Consider the following 17,122-nt stretch of genomic DNA (forward strand, 5'->3'; position numbering starts at 1 on the left):
AGGAGCTTTGACGGTTTTGTGTTAGCAGCTGAAACATGACGATGTTCGTGACCTGTTTCCCATGAATCGCTCTTTTCAGGCCGCTGCAATCGGGGCCGGAACAGCGACTGTCGTGACAGTAGGCCTGATGCTGGCATTGCGTCTGCACAGCCAAGGAGAGCAACACGCTCCCACATCTCAGCCCGCTACAACGACCATTCAACAGCAGGCCGTTAAACCGCTTTCGTCTATTAGTCCGGATAGCCCTCTGGCAGGAGAAAGCACGGACGCACACGGGATTCCGACGCAGCCTCCGGTTCCGGCCGCGGCACCGGCACTCCCTCCCTTGTTGGTTAAATACGGTCCTCTGAGTTTTGCGCCGCTTGTGCGTCAGGTCATTCCGGCCGTTGTGAACATTGCCATTACCCAGAGCAGCCCGGACGGGCATGATCACGTTCCACCGCAAATCAAGGGAACCCCGCTGGAGAAGCGTTATCATGACCGCATGAAGCGCCAGCAGGACGAAATGGTTGGGGCGGGCTCGGGCTTCATTGTGGATGCGACTGGAATCATTGTGACCAACCGGCACGTTGTCGGTGGAGCGGACAAGGTAGTCGTCTCCCTTTCCAACGGTCATGAAATGCCGGCCCGTCTTCTGGGAGCTGATCCGCTGACGGATATTGCCGTTATCAAGGTCGATAGTCCTGAGCCGTTGCCGCACGTCACCTGGGGCGACAGCCGTCAGACGGATATCGGAGACTGGATTCTGGTGGCAGGGAATCCGTTCGGGTTTGGCTCGTCTGTGACGGCGGGCATTGTTTCCGCCGTCGGGCGTGACCTGGGGATCGGCTCTCTGGACGATTTCATTCAGCTCGACGCCCCCATCAATCCAGGAAATTCTGGCGGTCCGGCCTTCAATATGCGGGGACAGGTCGTGGCGGTGAATGCTGCCATCGTGACGCCTGCCGGGGGCTCCGTAGGTATTGGCTTTGGTATTCCATCTGAAATCGTCGCCCCGATCGTGGCTGAAATCGAAGCAACCGGGCATGTCGAGCACGGCTGGCTCGGTATTACCCTTGATGACGGGGACACGGACGTCGGTATTGCGGGTGTCGATAACGGTGGACCGGCCCAGAAAAGCGGCCTGCGCCGTGGCGACATCGTGCGGCAGGTAGATGGAGCGCCCGTCATTAGCGCCCGTATGCTGTTGCGAAGCATCGCTGCGGCCAGACCGGGCATGGTTCTGAACTTTGGCGTAAGGCGTGGCGGCACGGACCTGACGCTTCCCGTTCATATCGGACCACGCCCCAAGAACGCGGATAACTGATCGAGCCTCCACTTTGACCCGTGGACACAAGCCGGTATTCTGAGACCCTGATACGGCGCCCAGTCGCCCGGAAGGAAGAGAGTAAAATCAATGCGTATCCTGCTCGTTGAGGACGATTCCACAGTCCGCGCCTTTGTGCTCAAGGGATTGCGTGAAGCCGGGCACGTCGTGGATGAGGCGGATAACGGCAAGGATGGTCTGTTTCTGGCTGTCAGTGAAAATTATGACGTTGTGATCCTGGACCGCATGCTGCCCGGCGGGATTGACGGCCTGCGTATTCTGGAAACGCTGCGTGGACAGCAGAATGCGACGCCGGTTCTGCTGCTGTCCGCTCTGGCAGATGTTGATGAACGAGTGGCTGGCCTGAAGGCCGGTGGCGATGACTACATGACCAAGCCATTTGCCTTCTCAGAGCTTCTGGCCCGGATTGAGGCGCTCGGCCGCCGTGGTCGGCCTGAATCTGCTCCTCAGACACGTTTGACTGTGGGCGATCTGGAGATGGATCTGCTTTCCCGGACTGTGAAGCGCGGGAACGAGAAGATTGATCTTCAGCCCCGCGAATTTCGTCTGCTGGAATTTCTGATTCGTCATGCGGGGCAGGTCGTCACGCGGACCATGCTGCTGGAGCGCGTGTGGGATTATCATTTTGACCCACAGACCAACGTGATTGACGTGCATGTTTCACGCCTGCGCCAGAAAGTGGACAAGCCGTTTGCAACGCCCCTTATCCATACGATCCGCAACGCCGGATACATCCTGCGCGCGGACTGACCCGTGAAAATCTGGCGCGGTTTTCGCCGTCTCGGGAAGCGTTTGCGCTGGCCGATCCGGTCTGCAGGGCTGAATTTCGCGCTGGCCTACGGGTTGGTGTTCATCATTTCTGCGGGTGTGTTCCTGTCGTTCATCTGGTGGAACACCACTGGCCAGCTTGACCGTCAGGTCGAAGCTGCCGTGCAGGTGGATGCCCACGATCTGGCACAACGCTGGGTTCATGGTGGCCCGGCGGCTCTGGCGCTCGCCATTCAGGACCGACTGGATCAGAACGTCGAAGATGACGAGCTTTATTTGCTCGTCGGGCCTGATGGTCGCAAATATGCTGGAAATCTACCGGGCTGGCCTGTGGTCATCACCCAGATGGATGAGTTTTATGAACTCTCCATCCGCCGGGATGGTTTTCGCACTCAAGCCAAGATGCACGCCTTTCCGCTGTCGGAAGGCTTTCGCCTGATTGTTGGGCGGGATGTTCGGGGCCGGCAGGTCGTCCGGCACGTTCTGACCGATACGCTTATCTGGGCCTGGGTTATGGTGTCGCTGCTGGCGGCGGGTGGGACGCTCGCCATTCGGCGGATTTTTCGACAGGTCGTGCGCTCCATTGCCCGCACGACGTCTGCTGTAGCGCAGGGAGACCTCAGTCGTCGCATACCGCTGACCGGCAATGAAACCGATCTTGTCGCTCAGACAGTCAACACCATGCTCGAACGTATCAACCGTTTGATGGATGGCGTGCGGCAGGTCTCGAATGCCATTGCCCATGACCTGAGAACGCCCATTGCGCGAGCGCGAGCGCGGTTGGAAGATGCGAGCCTGACTGCCACGTCTGAAGACGAGCTCCGTGCCGCGATTGATCGTGCTGTTCTGGATCTGGACCATGTCACGTCCATTTTCGAAGCTCTTCTGCGTATCGCCCAACTTGAAGCGGGGGCGCAGCGGGCGGCGTTTACAGTGCTGGACATTCCGCCTTTGCTGGAAGGTCTGAGCGAGCTTTATGAAGCATCCATGGAAGATGCTGGCCTGAAACTCGATTTCCGGATCGGGACATTGGCGCCGGTCAATGGAGACCCGCATCTTCTCCAGCAGGCTGTTGCCAATCTTCTCGATAATGCCATCAAGTTCGCGCCGGAAAATACGACGATCACCCTCTCTGCCGTTATGCAGAAAGGGCGTGTTGCCGTCAGTGTTTCGGATCAGGGCCCTGGCATGAGTGAACAGGATATGGCCCGTGCGTCAGAGCGGTTTTTCCGAGCCGAAACAGCGCGAAACACCCCAGGCGCAGGGCTTGGCCTTTCGTTGGTGCAGGCTGTCGTTCAATTGCACGGTGGAACTATGGAGCTTGCTGCTGGAAAGCCGGGGCTACGGGTAACGCTGCTTCTGCCCGCCATTCAGAATACAAAGACCCTCTCCGCATGACGGAAGTTTCATTCCTCCCTCACACGTGGCTTAGGTGAGACCGTGTAAAGAAGGCCGAATGCGCCTTCTGCCTCCAATGTCTGTCTGTCTTCTGGGTCTGGTGGGAAGCCTCGCGGCTGCCCCCGTTGGGCATACGCCATCGCAGAATGCGCCTGCCCGACCTGTTAGCGGGAAAGAAGAGGGCGTCATTTCCGTGACCTCTGACAGTACGGAATACTGCACGCAGCTTACACAAAATGTGGACCATCTTCTGGCGACGCCACATGGCATTCCTGTAGGAGCCATGGATGATGCGCGCCGCCTGCGCACAGAGGGCGATACACTCTGCAAGCATCACCATTTGCGCGCAGGGATCGCAAGGCTGCGTCGTGCGTTGGTGCTTCTGGAACATAGTGAGGAGCATTCATGAAGCGTCTTTTCCGTCTGGCCACGCCGCTAGCTGTCCTGTCTCTGGCGATTTTCTGTCAGGCACGGGCAGCGGAACCCCAGACAACTGGAACAGAGCTTGATTTTACCGTCACGGGTGAAGCCCATGCAGCGCCAACGCTTCTGACGGTACGTCTTTTCGGGCGGGCGGAGAGTGCCTCTGCAATTGAGGCTCAGAAAACCCTAAATGCCCATATGGCGGAAGCTATGAAAACGGCATCCGGGCTCTCAGGGATTGAAGCTCAGGCTGGCAGTTATTCCCTGTCGGACCAGACGCCAGAACACGGCCCAACGCGCTGGACCGCTCGTCAGGATCTGAGTTTGAGCGGTAAGGATGCTGTGTCGCTTCTTGATCTGTCAGGCAAGTTGCAAAGTCATGGCCTGATGATGGATGGGCTGGACTGGTCTTTGGACTCCGAAACACGGGAAACGCTCCTGCGTCAGGCCCGCACTCAGGCGCTTCAGAAAGTTCGCCAGGAAGCTGAAGAAAGTGCCAAAACGCTCGGCTTGCATGTGGTCCGGTTGAAGCAGATCCGTGTGTCCTCCATGGAGCCAGGGCCACGTCCGGTCATGTTGATGGCGGCTCGTGCGGCTAGCGATTCGTTCACACCGCCGCAAGGCACCCCGCAGGAACAAACTCTTCGCGTTACAGTAAGTGTTGAAGCCGAACTGGCTCCCTGACATGTCACGTTTGACGGTCTGGCATGACGGAAACTGTCCTTTATGCCAACGTGAAATCGCCTTGATGCGTCGGCTGGACCGGCGTGGAAACATCGACTTCATTGATGCCTCCGGAGAAATTACGGATTGCCCGTTGGACCGTGCAGCCTTGCTCGCCCGGTTTCACGCACGCGAGGGCGAGCAGCTCTATGACGGCGCGGCTGCTTTTGCGGCCATGTGGCGTGCCATTCCGGTTCTCCGGCCTTTGGGCGAAGTCGCCCGTTATCCGCTGGTGCTTAAAGGCCTGGAGGCCCTGTATGGGCAGTTTTTGAAGGTGCGGCCCGTACTCCAACGGCTGGTTCGCAAGGCCAGCCAATAAGGTAACCTTCATTTTTCGTTCGAAATGGTTGTGCAAATAGCAAAGTTCAGACATATTTTGACATGAAGCGTTGTGAAGGGCTGTTTCATGAAAGTCTGGATGCCTCTTGTTGCCGCATTGCTTGCCTTAGCGCCTTCTCTTCACGCTCAGGAGAAACTGGTCGTGCAGGGTTACTCTGCCGATCAGACCCGGCATGCCGTGGAAGAAATCGTCCAGCCTGCCAGTGGTCGTCAGATTGCTCGTTGGGATCAAACGGTCTGTTCACAGTTCATTGGTTTTCCAGCCGGGGTGGAAGAGCAGTTTCAGGGGCATCTGGAAGAGCGTTTTGCGAAATATGGTGTTCGCCTGCAGGCACATTGCAGGATACCCCGTCTTTTCATTCTCGCTACTGTCCATGAAGACGATCTCATCTCCCATATTCTGGATCGTGATCCTTATCTCATGCAGGGTGTCGATACGTCGCCCGTCTTTGCTGACAACATCCGCCTCCCATCGCCACGCGTGACAAAAGCCCTGCGGGACAATTATCCGGTTCGCTGGTTTGCGGATGTGGGGATTGAGGATAGCGACCACACGCCGATGCATGTCATTCCAACACTCATGGGCCCAACCTATGTGCAAGAGCCGTTAACGACGTCTTTCCTGGGATCACGGACGGTCGAAACGATCAAGTATATGGCGGTGACAGTAGACCTTTCGAGAATGGACGGCGTGTCATGGCCATCCCTCTACGAGTATGTGTCTATGATCGCTCTCACAAATCCGGCGCTTAAGGATTACGACACTACAGAGAGCGTTCTAGGTAGCTTTGTGCAGAAAAAGCAGCCGCAGCAGGGGAATTTTTCCATGACTGACCTTGATGATGCGATTGTCCATCAGGTCTATTCCTTGGACCCCGCTGAAGATGGCCGCTCCGAGACGCAGAAAATCACAATGGACGTCACGGCCAGTCTCCATCACTGAATGCTTTCAGGACAGAGCCATCGTGGTCAGATCGCCGCAGAATGCAGCCGTATTAACGGTCACGACGTGCTCTTCCAGAAGCCATTCGGGGCGCAGACAATCCAACACATGAATGGGCACAATGCGCCCTTCGCGTGCTGTTAGGGTTGAGGCAGCTTGCAGCGCACGGGGTGAGTGTCTTTCCATAATCATGACGGCGCATTCCGGCAAAGCTCCGGGGTCAACGCGCTGGATACGGTCAGCGAGTCCGGGGGAAAGGCGCTGCATCCAGTCCAGTGCGTGATCTGGGCCAAGAACCAGAGCAGGGTTGCCGGTTCCCAGAGCCATACCGACAGCCCTGAGAATGGCAGGCCAGCTTTCGCCTGCGCAGAGTACCGGACCACAGGGCTTGAGTGTCAGTGTGTTGGTCTCTCCAGCGGGGCCGGGCAGTGTCATTGAGAAGCCCGTCATGGCATGCGCAATATCCTGCCGGATCTGGCGGGCTGAGACGGCATCCCGGCTCTCAAGAAACGTCACCAAACTTTGCGCATGGCGCGGGATACTACCCGGATTTGCATCTTTAGGCGCAAACCATGGGGATGTGCGGGCACTCATGCGGCGGAGGGCAAAAGGACCACCTGCCTTGGGGCCACAACCGGAAAGTCCGGATCCACCAAAAGGCTGTGAGCCAATAACTGCTCCTGTTATGGCCCGATTGACGTAGATGTTCCCCGCCTGAATGCGGTTAGTCGTGCGATCCACTGTCATGGCGACACGCGAATGAACGCCAAAAGTCAAGCCGTACCCCATGGAATTTACAGCGTCGATCACGCCGTCCATTTCGTTGCGGTTGAAGCGACGCACATGCAGGACCGGCCCGAACACTTCATGCGGAATATCGGCAACACGGCCGATTTCAATCAACGTCGGCGGAAGGAAATGGCCGTATCGACAGTTTTCACCCAGTTCGGGGGACCAGACCGTTCGGCCAGCCCGACGCATCATTTCAACATGATCCATCGCTTCCGTTCGAGCTTCCGGAGAGATAATTGGCCCGATATCCGTTGAAAGGCGTGCCGGATTCCCAATAGCCAGATCCTGAATCGCGCCCTTCAGAAGCTCAAGAACATGGTCTGCACAGTCTTCTTGAATCAATAGGATACGAAGAGACGAACAGCGTTGCCCCGCACTGTCAAAAGCAGAACTCAGAATATCCTGCACGACCTGTTCTGCATGCGCGGAGCTATCGACCAGCATTGCATTTTGTCCGCCCGTGCGCGCCACAAGAGGAACAGGTGTGCCCGTGCGCCCCTGCCGGTCAAAGATCTGGCGTGAAACGGCTTTGCCAACGGGCGTTGAGCCGGTGAACATCACGGCATCGACCCGGTGATCGGCTACCAGACGCTCTCCCACCGATCCATCGCCTGGCAAAAGGTGCAGAACTTCACGTGGAATCCCAGCTTCATGCAGAAGCTGAACGGTGCGGCTTGCAATAAACGGGGTTTGCTCGGCTGGCTTGGCCAAAACAACGTTTCCCGCTGCAAGAGAGACGGAAATCTGTTGCACGAACGCCGCCAGCGGGCTGCTCCAGGGACTGATACACGCAACAAGGCCGAGCGGTGAGGCTTGCAAATGATAATCCCGCCCTTGCAGGCGTTCCGCATCATGGCGAAGAATACTGACGGCCTCACGGACTTCATCCTGAGCAGCCGGAAGAGTCTTTCCAGCTTCCCGTACCAGAAGCGCCATGAGCTCAATCCGGTGGGCTTCAATCAGATCAGCAGCTTTCACCAAGCAGGCAATCCGCACTTCAGGGCTGCTGCCTGCCCAACTGGCAAGCGCATGTTCCGCTGTCTCCAGTGCAGACAGCAGTGTCTTTCCATCAGTCTCGACAACGTCTCCGATCGGGTCATGTCGGTCTGCGGGGTTGTAGAGGAGACGGGAGCGGTCGTGCTGACGGGTGACACCCGGCGTCAGAGCGCGGGCGTGGAGGAAGGGCGCATCTCCATCGAGGGTTTCATGGAGGGCCCGAAGCGTCAGCTCATTGAAAAGATCGAGACCTGCCGCGTTGCGTCGCCCAGGCTGGAAAATATCTGAAGGTGCACGAACCGCACGATTAGGGCGCTCGGTTCTCAGAATGGCGCGTGTTGCCTCGACGGGGTCAGCCGTTAACGCTTCGATCGTAATGGCCGGATCTTCGTCGCGGCTGACAACGAGTGAGGCAGCTCCATTTTCCAGTAGCTGTCTGACGAAACTGGGCATGAGTGCCGCGACTTCCCCAATGGGAGCATGTACCCGGCAGGGCAGGTTCATGCCCTGTTGGTTTCGGAGATGCTGCGCGAGGGCCAGCCCCAGCCCATGCAGGCATGCGAACTCGAAATCTCCCGGTCGAACCTGCCCTGCGAGCGCCAGAATATGACCAATAGTCCGCGGGTTATGGGTGGCAAACTGCGGGTAGGTGGCATCCAGCGATTCAAGAAGCTGTCGGGCGCAGGCGAGATAACTGACATCCGTGTGGCAACGGCGCGTGAAAACAGGGAAGTCAGCCAGTCCGGTTTTCTGGGCTTGTCGAATTTCCGAATTCCAGCAGGAGCCTTTGACCAGTCTGACAAGAACGCGGCGCCCGGTGCGTCGGCCTAGATCAATAAGAAAATCTACGACAGTTGAAGCACGTCGATCATAGGTCTGGACGGTCATGCCAAGCCCGTTCCAGTTCCCCAGTTCAGGCAACACACAGAGAGCCTCAAGCAGATCCAGCGTCAGCTCAAGATGCGTACTGTCTTCGCTGGAGAGCAGGATGCCGACATCCAGTTGCCGTGCCCGGATGGTAAGCCTTTGCAAGATCGGCAACAGCTCCGTCATGATCCGCTCGCGCCTGAAACGGCTGAATCGCGCGCTCAATGCGGGCAGACGTACATACAGCATCGGGCGGTCATGAAAGTCGCCGGTGATGCCCGCGTGTTGGCTGATATCTTCCAATGCGTCTTCATAGACGGTAAGGGCATCAAGGGCTTGATGAGCCGTCAGAGCGGTGTTGACCTGCGGATCATATGCATATGTCAGCCCATATTTTTCTGCAGGGGCGGATAGTCTCAGAGCCTGAGCCAGTGTAGAGCCCAGAATGAATCCGCTTCCTACGGCACGGATAGCTTTTTCCAGACTGCGCCGAACCATGGGAGTAGATGTCTGAAGGGTTAGCCGACGAAGGCTGAACCCCTTGCTCTGGTTGAAACGCCCTGCAAGGGACAGGTTCAACGCAATCGAGTTCACAACCGACGCACGGCGTTTACTGATATGCCGTCCCCAGTCGGTAGCTCCCACGAGAGAACGGATCAGCGCATCCTGAGTCGCAGAATCCGGAATGCGCAGGAGTGCCTCTTCCAGAGCCAGAACAGATTGCCCTTCAGGTGAAGACAGAGGGAATGCCTGCAAAAGGCTCCCCACAATATCGGGCGAGGAGTCTCGTGCGGCCTCAGCAAGGCCATGGGCTACTCTGGTGGCTTGACGATCCTGCTCAGGCGTCAGGTCAGCACGCGGCAGCAGCGCATCCACACATTCCGCCTCGGGCCGATAGTGAGCAGCGGAGACAGCGTTACGGAGCGGTGAGCGTGGTGCGCGTGAGAGTAGAAATTCCGCAAATGGCGCGGCGGGGCGTGAAGCCGGGTTCGTCGTCGGATGGGTCATGGAGTCCATTCCAGGCGGGTTAAAGCCCGGGGAGGCCTTTAAAACAGAATAGAAAGCGCTCTTAGCGCAACATCGTAGCCAAAACACCCAATGATTGATCTGAAATCGGATTTATTTCTGATCACAGCCTCTTTTTCAAACGCTCATAAGATGCACTGAGAGGCTCATTTTATAAATATTGGAAATATTTTCGGAACTGTAATGTCCAATTTGAAAAGAGAATTTCTTTTAAATTATTAATTTATTTCAATCGTATCAAAGATATGGTTTCAGAAACGATGTGATGAACGAATGGAGTTTGAGGAATTATTAAGAATTTCCTCTTACAGACAAAGGACAAGGAGTCGGAATGACCACACTTTCCCCCAGCCCCTGTCTGCTTACACGTCGTACCTTCACAGAATATTTGCGAGTAGCAGTCGGCCTGGAAGAAGTGGGGCAGCGTGAGAGTGCTATCGACGTTCTGCGAGAGGCAGAAACGCTTCTGCCAGAAAGGCCTGAAAGTCTTTTTCTTCTTGGTGGCGTTTATGAGCGTCTTCAGTGCTGGGAAAAGGCATCCCTGTTCTATGGCAAGGCCCTCGAAGCAAGGCCTCATGCGGCAAGGGTCTGGCATCGACTGGGCATTGCCTTGCTGCATCAGGATGATCTGGGAGGGTCTATCAAAGCTCTGGACACTGCCATGCAGCAGGACCCGGCTATTCCTGAGTACGCTACCGACCTGAGTATGGTTCTGTCACGCGATGGACAGTTTGAAGCGGCGCTGGGTTTCGCACAGTCTGCTTTGAAAATGCAACCGGATGATGCAAACGCTCTCAATAACGCCGGGCATATTCTCCAATGTTTGAACCGCTCTGCAGAAGCCTTGCAGTTTTACGATGCTGCGCTTCAACGGTCTCCCGATCATCCCGTTATCCGTTTCGGCCGTGCGACGGCTTTGCTGAAATCGGGTGATTTTCTTCTAGGATGGCAGGAATACGAAAGTCGTTGGCTCTCTTCGAGAACAGTCAGGGCTGATATCGACGCGCCAGTCTGGGAAGGGGAATCCCTGAAGGGGTGCACCATTCTTGTTCATCACGAACAGGGATATGGAGACACACTGCATTTCATTCGCCTGATGCCGATACTGGCCCAGCGGGGTGCCGAAGTTGTAGTGCAGGTTCCAGTTCCATTGGTACGACTGATGCAGCGTGTAGCGGGCGTATCCCGGGTAGTCTCGGTTCTCGATCCTGCCGACAGCTTCGACTATCATTGCCCGATGCTGAGCCTTCCCGTGAGGCTCGGACTGACGGCAGAGTTTGTTGGACAGTTTCCATATCTGTCTGTGTCAGAAGGCGACATGGCAGCACAGGGCAGTAAGCTTCGCCTTCAGGTTCAAAGCTCCCGTCAGACGCCGGATTTCATCGTGGGGCTCGTTTGGAGCGGAGACCCGAGACCCCATGATCTTCGCGCTACACAGACGGATCGCCGCCGCAGCATAACATTAAGCACGTTGGCGCCTTTGTTTTCGGTGGAAGGCGTACGCTTTGTTAGTTTCCAAATGGGAGCAGCCCGCCATCAAGTTGCTGAAACCGGACTACCACTGGTTGATGGGACGGAAAATATTCTCGATTTCGCTGATACCGCTGCCAGACTCTCAGGTGTGGATCTTCTGATTACGGTGGACACGTCCATGGCTCATCTGGCGGGTGGACTGGGCAAACCCGTCTGGATGCTGTCACGCTCTGACGCTTGCTGGCGTTGGGGAGACGCAGGAACTCAGACCGCTTGGTATCCGGATATGCGAATTTTCCGTCAGCCTGTGGCAGGAGATTGGGGGAGCGTGGTTGACGATGTCCGGCTTACTCTTGTCCGGCTCATGGATTTGTATCGCGGCTCTCAGCATGAGTCCGGCGAATAGGCGAGCTCCAAGACTAAAGGCATAAAAAAAGCAGCCTTCCGAAGAAGGCTGCTTTTCCTGTGGATCTCGTAAGAACCTAGGTTTTAGCGCGGAGCTATAACCATGAGCATCTGACGGTTTTCCATACGGGGCATCTGCTCAACCTTGGCCTTTTCTTCGACCTCGATGCGGATACGCTCCATCATCTTTGCACCCAACTCCTGGTGAGCCATTTCACGGCCCTTGAAGCGAAGGGATACCTTTACCTTGTCGCCGTCATCCAGGAACGAGTTGATGGCCTTGAGCTTCGTCTGGAAGTCATGCTCGCCCGTGCCGGGACGAACCTTCACTTCCTTGATCTCAACGACCTTCTGCTTCTTGCGGGCTTCGTTCTTCTTCTTCTGCTGCTCATACTTGAACTTGCCGTAGTCCAAGATCTTCACAACAGGGGGAACAGCGGTCGGGCTGATTTCCAGGAGGTCAAGGCCAACCGAGAAAGCACGCATCAGAGCATCCCGGGTCGTCATGACGCCTTGCATTTCGCCTTCTTCGTCAATCAGACGAACCTGCGGAACACGGATTTCCTCATTGACGCGCGGCCCCTCACGTGTGGGCGCGGCCTGCATCGGCGGTCTAGCTATGGTCAGCTCCTGTCGTAATTTTCATACAAGGACCAGCACTGACCCGAACGCCCGCGCCTCGTCAAAGAGGGGCGGGTTTCGATCTTTGCCGATCCCATTCCTTTTGCACATAGTCCTGCGCCCTTCCGGGCGCAAGGGTATTACGCTCAATCCTTCGAAAACCGGGCAATATCAGGTGGGGTGGCCTCGGCTGTGAGGGCTTTTACAGCTTCTTCGAGTCCCAGAATTTCCTGATTGGCGCCCCCAAGGCGACGCATCGCCACTTTGCGCTCTTCTGCTTCACGGCGTCCAACCACCAGAATAACGGGAACGCGCGCAAGGCTGTGTTCGCGGATCTTGGCGTTGATCTTGTCGTTGCGAACGTCGGTTACAACCTGAAGCCCGGCTGCCTTCAGTTCGGCAGCAACCTCACTGGCGTAATCAGCAGCATCGGAAACGATGGACGCCACTACAACCTGCGTCGGCGCCAGCCAGAACGGGAACTTGCCAGCATACTGCTCGATCAGGATGCCGATAAAGCGCTCGAAGCTGCCGAGGATGGCGCGGTGCAGCATGACCGGGCGATGACGCTGGCTATCTTCACCAATATAGGATGCATCCAGACGCTCTGGCAGAACGTAGTCCACCTGAAGCGTACCGCACTGCCAGTCACGACCGATGGCGTCCGTCAGAACGAACTCCAGCTTCGGGCCATAGAAGGCACCTTCGCCAGGGTTGTACTCGTATTCGACGCCAGCGATTTCACAGGCCGTCTTGAGCGAGCCTTCGGCCCGATCCCAGACTTCGTCAGAGCCGGCACGCGTCTCCGGACGGTCCGAAAACTTCACGCGGAAGCTCTCGAAGCCCAGATCCGTGTAAACCTCGGCCAACATCTTCACGAACTTTGCGGTTTCATCCGCAATCTGATCGTCCGTGCAGAAGATATGAGCATCATCCTGCGTGAAACCACGAACGCGCATAATGCCATGCAGCGAGCCGGACGGCTCATAACGATGGCACGCACCGAACTCAGCCATACGCAGCGGCAGTTCACGGTAAGACCGCAGACCATGGCGGAAGATCTGCACATGGCACGGGCAGTTCATCGGCTTCAGGGCGAGGGTTTTGTCCTCATCCTCAACCTGCGCGATGAACATGTTCTCACGGTACTTGTCCCAGTGACCGGAGGCTTCCCAGAGGGCACGGTCCACGAGTTGTGGCGTGCGGACTTCTTCGTAACCATTCCGGGACTGAGCGCGGCGCATGTAGTCCTGAAGGACCGTGTACAGACGCCAGCCCTTGTGGTGCCAGAAGATCTGTCCGACGGCTTCTTCCTGAATGTGGAAGAGGTCCATCTCGCGGCCAATGCGGCGATGATCGCGCTTCTCGGCTTCTTCCAGACGCATCAGATGAGCGTCCAGCTCCTTCTTGTCGCGCCAGGCTGTGCCGTAAATGCGGGTCAGCATGGGGTTGCGATGGTCACCACGCCAGTAAGCACCGGCCACGCGCATAAGCTTGAAGGCCGTGCCAACGTCTGCTGTGCCGCGCAGATGCGGGCCGCGGCAGAGATCGAGCCATTCGCCCTGACGGTAGATCGAAATCTGCTCGCTTTCCGGCAGATCGCGGATCAGTTCGGCCTTGAAGTCCTCACCCTTCTCTTCAAAGAAGCGGATGGCTTCGTCACGGTCCCACACTTCACGGGTAAAAGGGGCGTTGGCAGCGACGATTTCGCGCATCTTGGCTTCGATGGCTTCGAAGTCATCCGGCGTGAACGGTTTCTCGCGGGAGAAGTCGTAATAGAAGCCGTCCTTGATGCTCGGACCGATCGTGACCTGCGTTTCCGGCCAGAGCGACTGCACGGCTTCTGCCAGAACATGCGCCGCATCATGGCGGATCATCTCAAGTGAGGCATCGTCTTTTTTCGTGACGAACTTGACGGCCGCGTCGTCCGCAATCTCGGTTGAAAGATCGACGAGCTTGCCGTTCACCTCCATGGCCAGGGCAGCTTTTGCCAGCCCCGGACCGATGGAGGCGGCGATAGTCGTGCCCGTCACGGTCCCGTCGAACGTGCGGACGCTTCCGTCGGGGAGTGTGATGGCGGGCATGGGATCGCTCCTCTGCGATTGCTCCCGGCAGCCCTCTGCCGGGAAAAAGACACGCGTAAATGGCCCCAATCGGGGATTGGCCGCAAGCCCTGCACCGGCCTGAAAGCAGATTTATACGGTAGGAGCTGCCGCCTGAAGCAGAAATGGCTCCATTCCGCTGGCATTCGGGCGCCGTCCTTCGCGCCATCCGGCGTCCATGTAATGGATCAGCGGCCAGATGCCATAAAAGGCGTCTTTCACCACATCTTCATTCTCGTAGGCGTAGGCGAGGGGATCAAACAGGCCGTATTCGTGCTGTGATCCATCTTCCAGTCGACGATGAGTCAGAAAATTCTGTGGAACATGCACTGGGAACTGCGGCGCGGCCGTATCTCCGAGGATTGGCGCAGGATCTACGCCTAACGCCCGGAAATGGTCTGCGATGACGGGCGCATAAATATCGGGCGTGTACAGGTAGCTGCGGAGGAAATCTTCCTGGCTGGCCTGAAAATAGTACCGAAGATGATATCCCTCCTTTGGGTTCTCGGGTGTGATCTGGCCCGCTCTTGGCTTTTCCCCTGGAATTGCGCCAGCGATATGAGCGAGCTTCTGACGGGCAAAGCGGCGTATGTCTTCGTAGTCAGGTCGATTGTGCAGATGAAGATGCACAAAGGGCGTCCGCACGCAGCGCTCTGGGTAGATGGTCTGCGGGGCATGCAGGCCCCGATCCAGTCCCACAATCGTATGAGCCTTGAACAGTGCCCTCGGAACCGACTGGGGGCGGTAGTAATTGGGAGCATTTGGCACGTTCAGAAGGAGGCGATCGGTAATCAGGGTCGCCTGTTCGTTTTTCAGAAGCTCGAACTGCGCGCGGATTTCCGCCGGGTCCACCGAGAGGCGATCGAGGAAGAACGCAAGAAATTCATCGCAATCCATGGGAAGTGCGAAATCACAGGCATTTTCCGCATCCCAGCCTCGGATAATGTCCGTGAAGATTTCACCTTTCCGCAAAAAATCCTTTTGGGACCGATATTTGCGGATGATCTGCACACCCTGCGCTTCATAACGCTTCTGCACATCTTTGACGTGTGGGTCTGTAGAGCCATTGTCGACAACGGTCAGATTGGAGAGGCCGAAAATGGCCCCGTGCCAGAGGATCCATGGCTCAAGAAGCGCGGCCTCGTTTTTCTGCATCGTGACGCAACGGATAACTGTCATCTGGGGAGTAGAGCCTCTATGCGCGATGCAGGTAACAGAGCCAGATCTGGAACATCCAGAATGGTTGTGCGTCCCGGTGTGAGTGAAAGTGGAGCGGTCAGGCGCGGATCACTGTCTTGGGAAAACAGGGCGATGATAGGACGATCCATAGCTGCGGCGAGATGGATCGGACCTGTATCGTTGCCAATGACAAGGTCAGCTCTGTGGAGAACGCCCGCCAGCTCAATCAGACTGGTCTTGCCGGTGAGGTCCAGGGCGCTCGGGCAGTCCTGCAAAATCTGTTCAGCAAGAGGCTTTTCGGCCGCACAGCCTACAATGACCGGAGTCAGGCCACGGGAAGCAACAGCTTGAGCAATTTCTGCAAACCGTGTGACGGGCCAGCGTTTCTGAGGGCGATGTGGGGCCGCTCCGGGAATAAGCACGACGGATCGACCGGAAATTTCTGGCCCATGTCCTTTCAGCCAGTCCGGAACCTCTCTGGGGATGGGCTGGACGCCCGCAGCGCGTAGCTGATCTTCAAGACGCGTTAGCGTGTGCATCTCATTGCGGGACGGATTGGCATGCGGATGGCAGCAGCCATCAGAGATGCCGGACCAGTTGCGTGGTCTGCCTGCAAGTCGGAAATAAGTGCGAGACCGCCCTGAGGTCTGGAGATCAAAAATGCGATCAAATCCGCGCAGCGCACGCGACAGGCGAAGCAAAGCGACTGGGTGGGCCAGGGACGGGCGACGATCTGTCGTGACGTCATCGAACCAGGGGGCGGCTTTTGCCAGCTCCACGAACGGAGGGGTCGTCAGCAGGGTGATGCTGTCGTGCGGGAACGCGGCCCGGATCGAAGCGAAGGCCCCAAACGCCTGAACGAAATCGCCCAGAGCACCGAGCTTGATGACAAGAATGCGACTCATGACCCTATTTTCTAACAGGGTCTGACGGAACGCCAACCATTAGAGCTGACGTTCCGCAAAAAGAAATCCTGCGTGAGCGGGATCAGGCGGTTGTGTCGAGACCTGGAGACGCCTTTGCTGCATCAGCTTCCGGCGTTCCCTTAGCGACAACAACCATGGCTGGCTTCAGCAAACGGCCCTTCAGAAGCCACGCTGGCGTCCAGGATTGCATGACGTGGCCGGGCGTATGCTGATCAGAGGGCTGTTCCGCCATGGCCTGATGCAGATTGGCATCAAACGGCTTGCCGGTCGGGTCTTCACAGGTGATGCCGTGACGCTCAAGAATGTTGATGAAGGACCGTTCCGTGCCTTCAATTCCTTCACGCAGCTTTGTGATGAGGCTGTCTTCGCCTTCGGTCTTCGTCGGAAGGGAGGCAAGGCCGCGCTGAAGATTTTCAGCTGCCTCGACAACGTCACGCGCAAATTTCTGAATGGCGTACTGACGAGCGTCTTCCACATCCCGCTTGGCGCGGGCGCGGATATTCTGGTTCTCTGCTTCAGAACGGACCCAGCGATCCTTGAGTTCGGCCACTTCGGCTTCAAGAGCCTCAATGCGCGCTTCCGGCGTGGTTTCTTCCAGCGTTTCGCCGCCGGTTTCGTTCATGCCGGGGGTCTCGACGCCCTGCTCAGGCACGTCGTTTACAGTTTCCGGCGTAGTCTTCTGGTCTGTCATGTCACGACCTTATCTTGTGGGACGGGCCAACTCATGGCCCCGTTCTTCTTCAGGAGATAACGCGGATTGTCTCAAAGACAAGGGTTGCAACGTGGTAGGATGTCATTGAAATGCCTATTTCCC

At 57.0% G+C, this 17,122-nt stretch carries 14 protein-coding genes; 8 read left to right on the plus strand and 6 right to left on the minus strand.

The features are described 5' to 3' along the window. The first annotated feature begins 61 nt into the window (after positions 1–61). The 7 genes from KP702_RS05440 (at position 62) to KP702_RS05470 (ending at position 5,921) form a co-directional block, all read left to right on the plus strand. Entirely contained in the window at positions 62–1,306 is a 1,245-nt protein-coding gene (locus KP702_RS05440) for a S1C family serine protease (protein WP_202207048.1), read from the plus strand. Between the two features lie 90 nt (positions 1,307–1,396). After that, positions 1,397–2,077 (plus strand): response regulator transcription factor, encoded by a 681-nt coding sequence (locus KP702_RS05445; protein WP_046900612.1) that lies wholly within the window; start codon positions 1,397–1,399, stop codon positions 2,075–2,077. Between the two features lie 3 nt (positions 2,078–2,080). After that, a complete protein-coding gene (locus tag KP702_RS05450; RefSeq protein ID WP_202207049.1) occupies positions 2,081–3,493 on the plus strand; it encodes a HAMP domain-containing sensor histidine kinase in 1,413 nt (470 codons plus the stop codon). Between the two features lie 58 nt (positions 3,494–3,551). After that, entirely contained in the window at positions 3,552–3,902 is a 351-nt protein-coding gene (locus tag KP702_RS05455; RefSeq protein WP_202207050.1) for a hypothetical protein, read from the plus strand. Next, positions 3,899–4,600, plus strand: coding sequence for an SIMPL domain-containing protein (locus KP702_RS05460; protein ID WP_202207051.1), 702 nt, complete (start codon positions 3,899–3,901; stop codon positions 4,598–4,600). The genes KP702_RS05455 and KP702_RS05460 overlap by 4 nt, the downstream gene beginning before the upstream one ends. Before the next feature lies 1 nt (position 4,601). Then, complete coding sequence (locus KP702_RS05465) at positions 4,602–4,958, plus strand: thiol-disulfide oxidoreductase DCC family protein (RefSeq protein WP_202207052.1); 357 nt, start codon at positions 4,602–4,604, stop codon at positions 4,956–4,958. A gap of 87 nt (positions 4,959–5,045) precedes the next feature. Next, positions 5,046–5,921, plus strand: a complete 876-nt coding sequence (locus KP702_RS05470) for a hypothetical protein (protein WP_202207053.1) — start codon at positions 5,046–5,048, stop codon at positions 5,919–5,921. A 6-nt stretch (positions 5,922–5,927) separates the two neighbouring features. Here the strand turns inward: KP702_RS05470 and putA are convergent, their stop codons facing one another. Beyond that, positions 5,928–9,584 carry a bifunctional proline dehydrogenase/L-glutamate gamma-semialdehyde dehydrogenase PutA gene (putA, locus tag KP702_RS05475; protein ID WP_215768615.1) on the minus strand — a complete coding sequence of 1,219 codons (3,657 nt, stop codon included), beginning with the start codon at positions 9,582–9,584 and terminating at the stop codon, positions 5,928–5,930. Between the two features lie 349 nt (positions 9,585–9,933). Between putA and KP702_RS05480 the strand changes: the two genes are divergently transcribed. Continuing rightward, positions 9,934–11,481, plus strand: a complete 1,548-nt coding sequence (locus tag KP702_RS05480) for a tetratricopeptide repeat protein (RefSeq protein ID WP_215768616.1) — start codon at positions 9,934–9,936, stop codon at positions 11,479–11,481. An 83-nt stretch (positions 11,482–11,564) separates the two neighbouring features. On the opposite strand, the gene infC is transcribed toward KP702_RS05480, so the two are convergent. The 5 genes from infC to KP702_RS05505 all read right to left on the minus strand — a co-directional run bounded on the left by infC (position 11,565) and on the right by KP702_RS05505 (position 16,999). After that, the gene (infC, locus tag KP702_RS05485; RefSeq protein WP_046900620.1) at positions 11,565–12,086 is read right to left on the minus strand and encodes a translation initiation factor IF-3; all 522 of its coding nucleotides are present in this window, start codon (positions 12,084–12,086) and stop codon (positions 11,565–11,567) included. A gap of 161 nt (positions 12,087–12,247) precedes the next feature. Next, complete coding sequence (gene thrS, locus KP702_RS05490) at positions 12,248–14,185, minus strand: threonine--tRNA ligase (RefSeq protein ID WP_215768617.1); 1,938 nt, start codon at positions 14,183–14,185, stop codon at positions 12,248–12,250. A 111-nt stretch (positions 14,186–14,296) separates the two neighbouring features. Then, entirely contained in the window at positions 14,297–15,382 is a 1,086-nt protein-coding gene (locus KP702_RS05495) for a glycosyltransferase family 2 protein (RefSeq protein WP_215768618.1), read from the minus strand. After that, a complete protein-coding gene (locus tag KP702_RS05500; RefSeq protein WP_215768619.1) occupies positions 15,379–16,287 on the minus strand; it encodes a glycosyltransferase family 9 protein in 909 nt (302 codons plus the stop codon). The genes KP702_RS05495 and KP702_RS05500 overlap by 4 nt, the downstream gene beginning before the upstream one ends. 82 nt (positions 16,288–16,369) lie before the next feature. Further along, positions 16,370–16,999 (minus strand): nucleotide exchange factor GrpE, encoded by a 630-nt coding sequence (locus tag KP702_RS05505; protein ID WP_064274586.1) that lies wholly within the window; start codon positions 16,997–16,999, stop codon positions 16,370–16,372. Positions 17,000–17,122: the final 123 nt, after the last annotated feature.

Origin of the sequence: Gluconobacter sp. P5B12 (assembly GCF_018812035.1) — a bacterium.
GTDB lineage: Bacteria > Pseudomonadota > Alphaproteobacteria > Acetobacterales > Acetobacteraceae > Gluconobacter.

Excerpts from the sequence above, each read along its gene's own strand:
- KP702_RS05440 (WP_202207048.1), top strand. The coding sequence starts at position 62 with ATGAATCGCTCTTTTCAGGCCGCTGCAATCGGGGCCGGAACAGCGACT.
- KP702_RS05445 (WP_046900612.1), top strand. The coding sequence starts at position 1,397 with ATGCGTATCCTGCTCGTTGAGGACGATTCCACAGTCCGCGCCTTTGTG.
- KP702_RS05455 (WP_202207050.1), top strand. The coding sequence starts at position 3,552 with ATGCGCCTTCTGCCTCCAATGTCTGTCTGTCTTCTGGGTCTGGTGGGA.
- KP702_RS05460 (WP_202207051.1), top strand. The coding sequence starts at position 3,899 with ATGAAGCGTCTTTTCCGTCTGGCCACGCCGCTAGCTGTCCTGTCTCTG.
- KP702_RS05465 (WP_202207052.1), top strand. The coding sequence starts at position 4,602 with ATGTCACGTTTGACGGTCTGGCATGACGGAAACTGTCCTTTATGCCAA.
- KP702_RS05470 (WP_202207053.1), top strand. The coding sequence starts at position 5,046 with ATGAAAGTCTGGATGCCTCTTGTTGCCGCATTGCTTGCCTTAGCGCCT.
- putA (WP_215768615.1), bottom strand. The coding sequence starts at position 9,584 with ATGACCCATCCGACGACGAACCCGGCTTCACGCCCCGCCGCGCCATTT.
- KP702_RS05480 (WP_215768616.1), top strand. The coding sequence starts at position 9,934 with ATGACCACACTTTCCCCCAGCCCCTGTCTGCTTACACGTCGTACCTTC.
- infC (WP_046900620.1), bottom strand. The coding sequence starts at position 12,086 with ATGCAGGCCGCGCCCACACGTGAGGGGCCGCGCGTCAATGAGGAAATC.
- thrS (WP_215768617.1), bottom strand. The coding sequence starts at position 14,185 with ATGCCCGCCATCACACTCCCCGACGGAAGCGTCCGCACGTTCGACGGG.
- KP702_RS05495 (WP_215768618.1), bottom strand. The coding sequence starts at position 15,382 with ATGACAGTTATCCGTTGCGTCACGATGCAGAAAAACGAGGCCGCGCTT.
- KP702_RS05500 (WP_215768619.1), bottom strand. The coding sequence starts at position 16,287 with ATGAGTCGCATTCTTGTCATCAAGCTCGGTGCTCTGGGCGATTTCGTT.
- KP702_RS05505 (WP_064274586.1), bottom strand. The coding sequence starts at position 16,999 with ATGACAGACCAGAAGACTACGCCGGAAACTGTAAACGACGTGCCTGAG.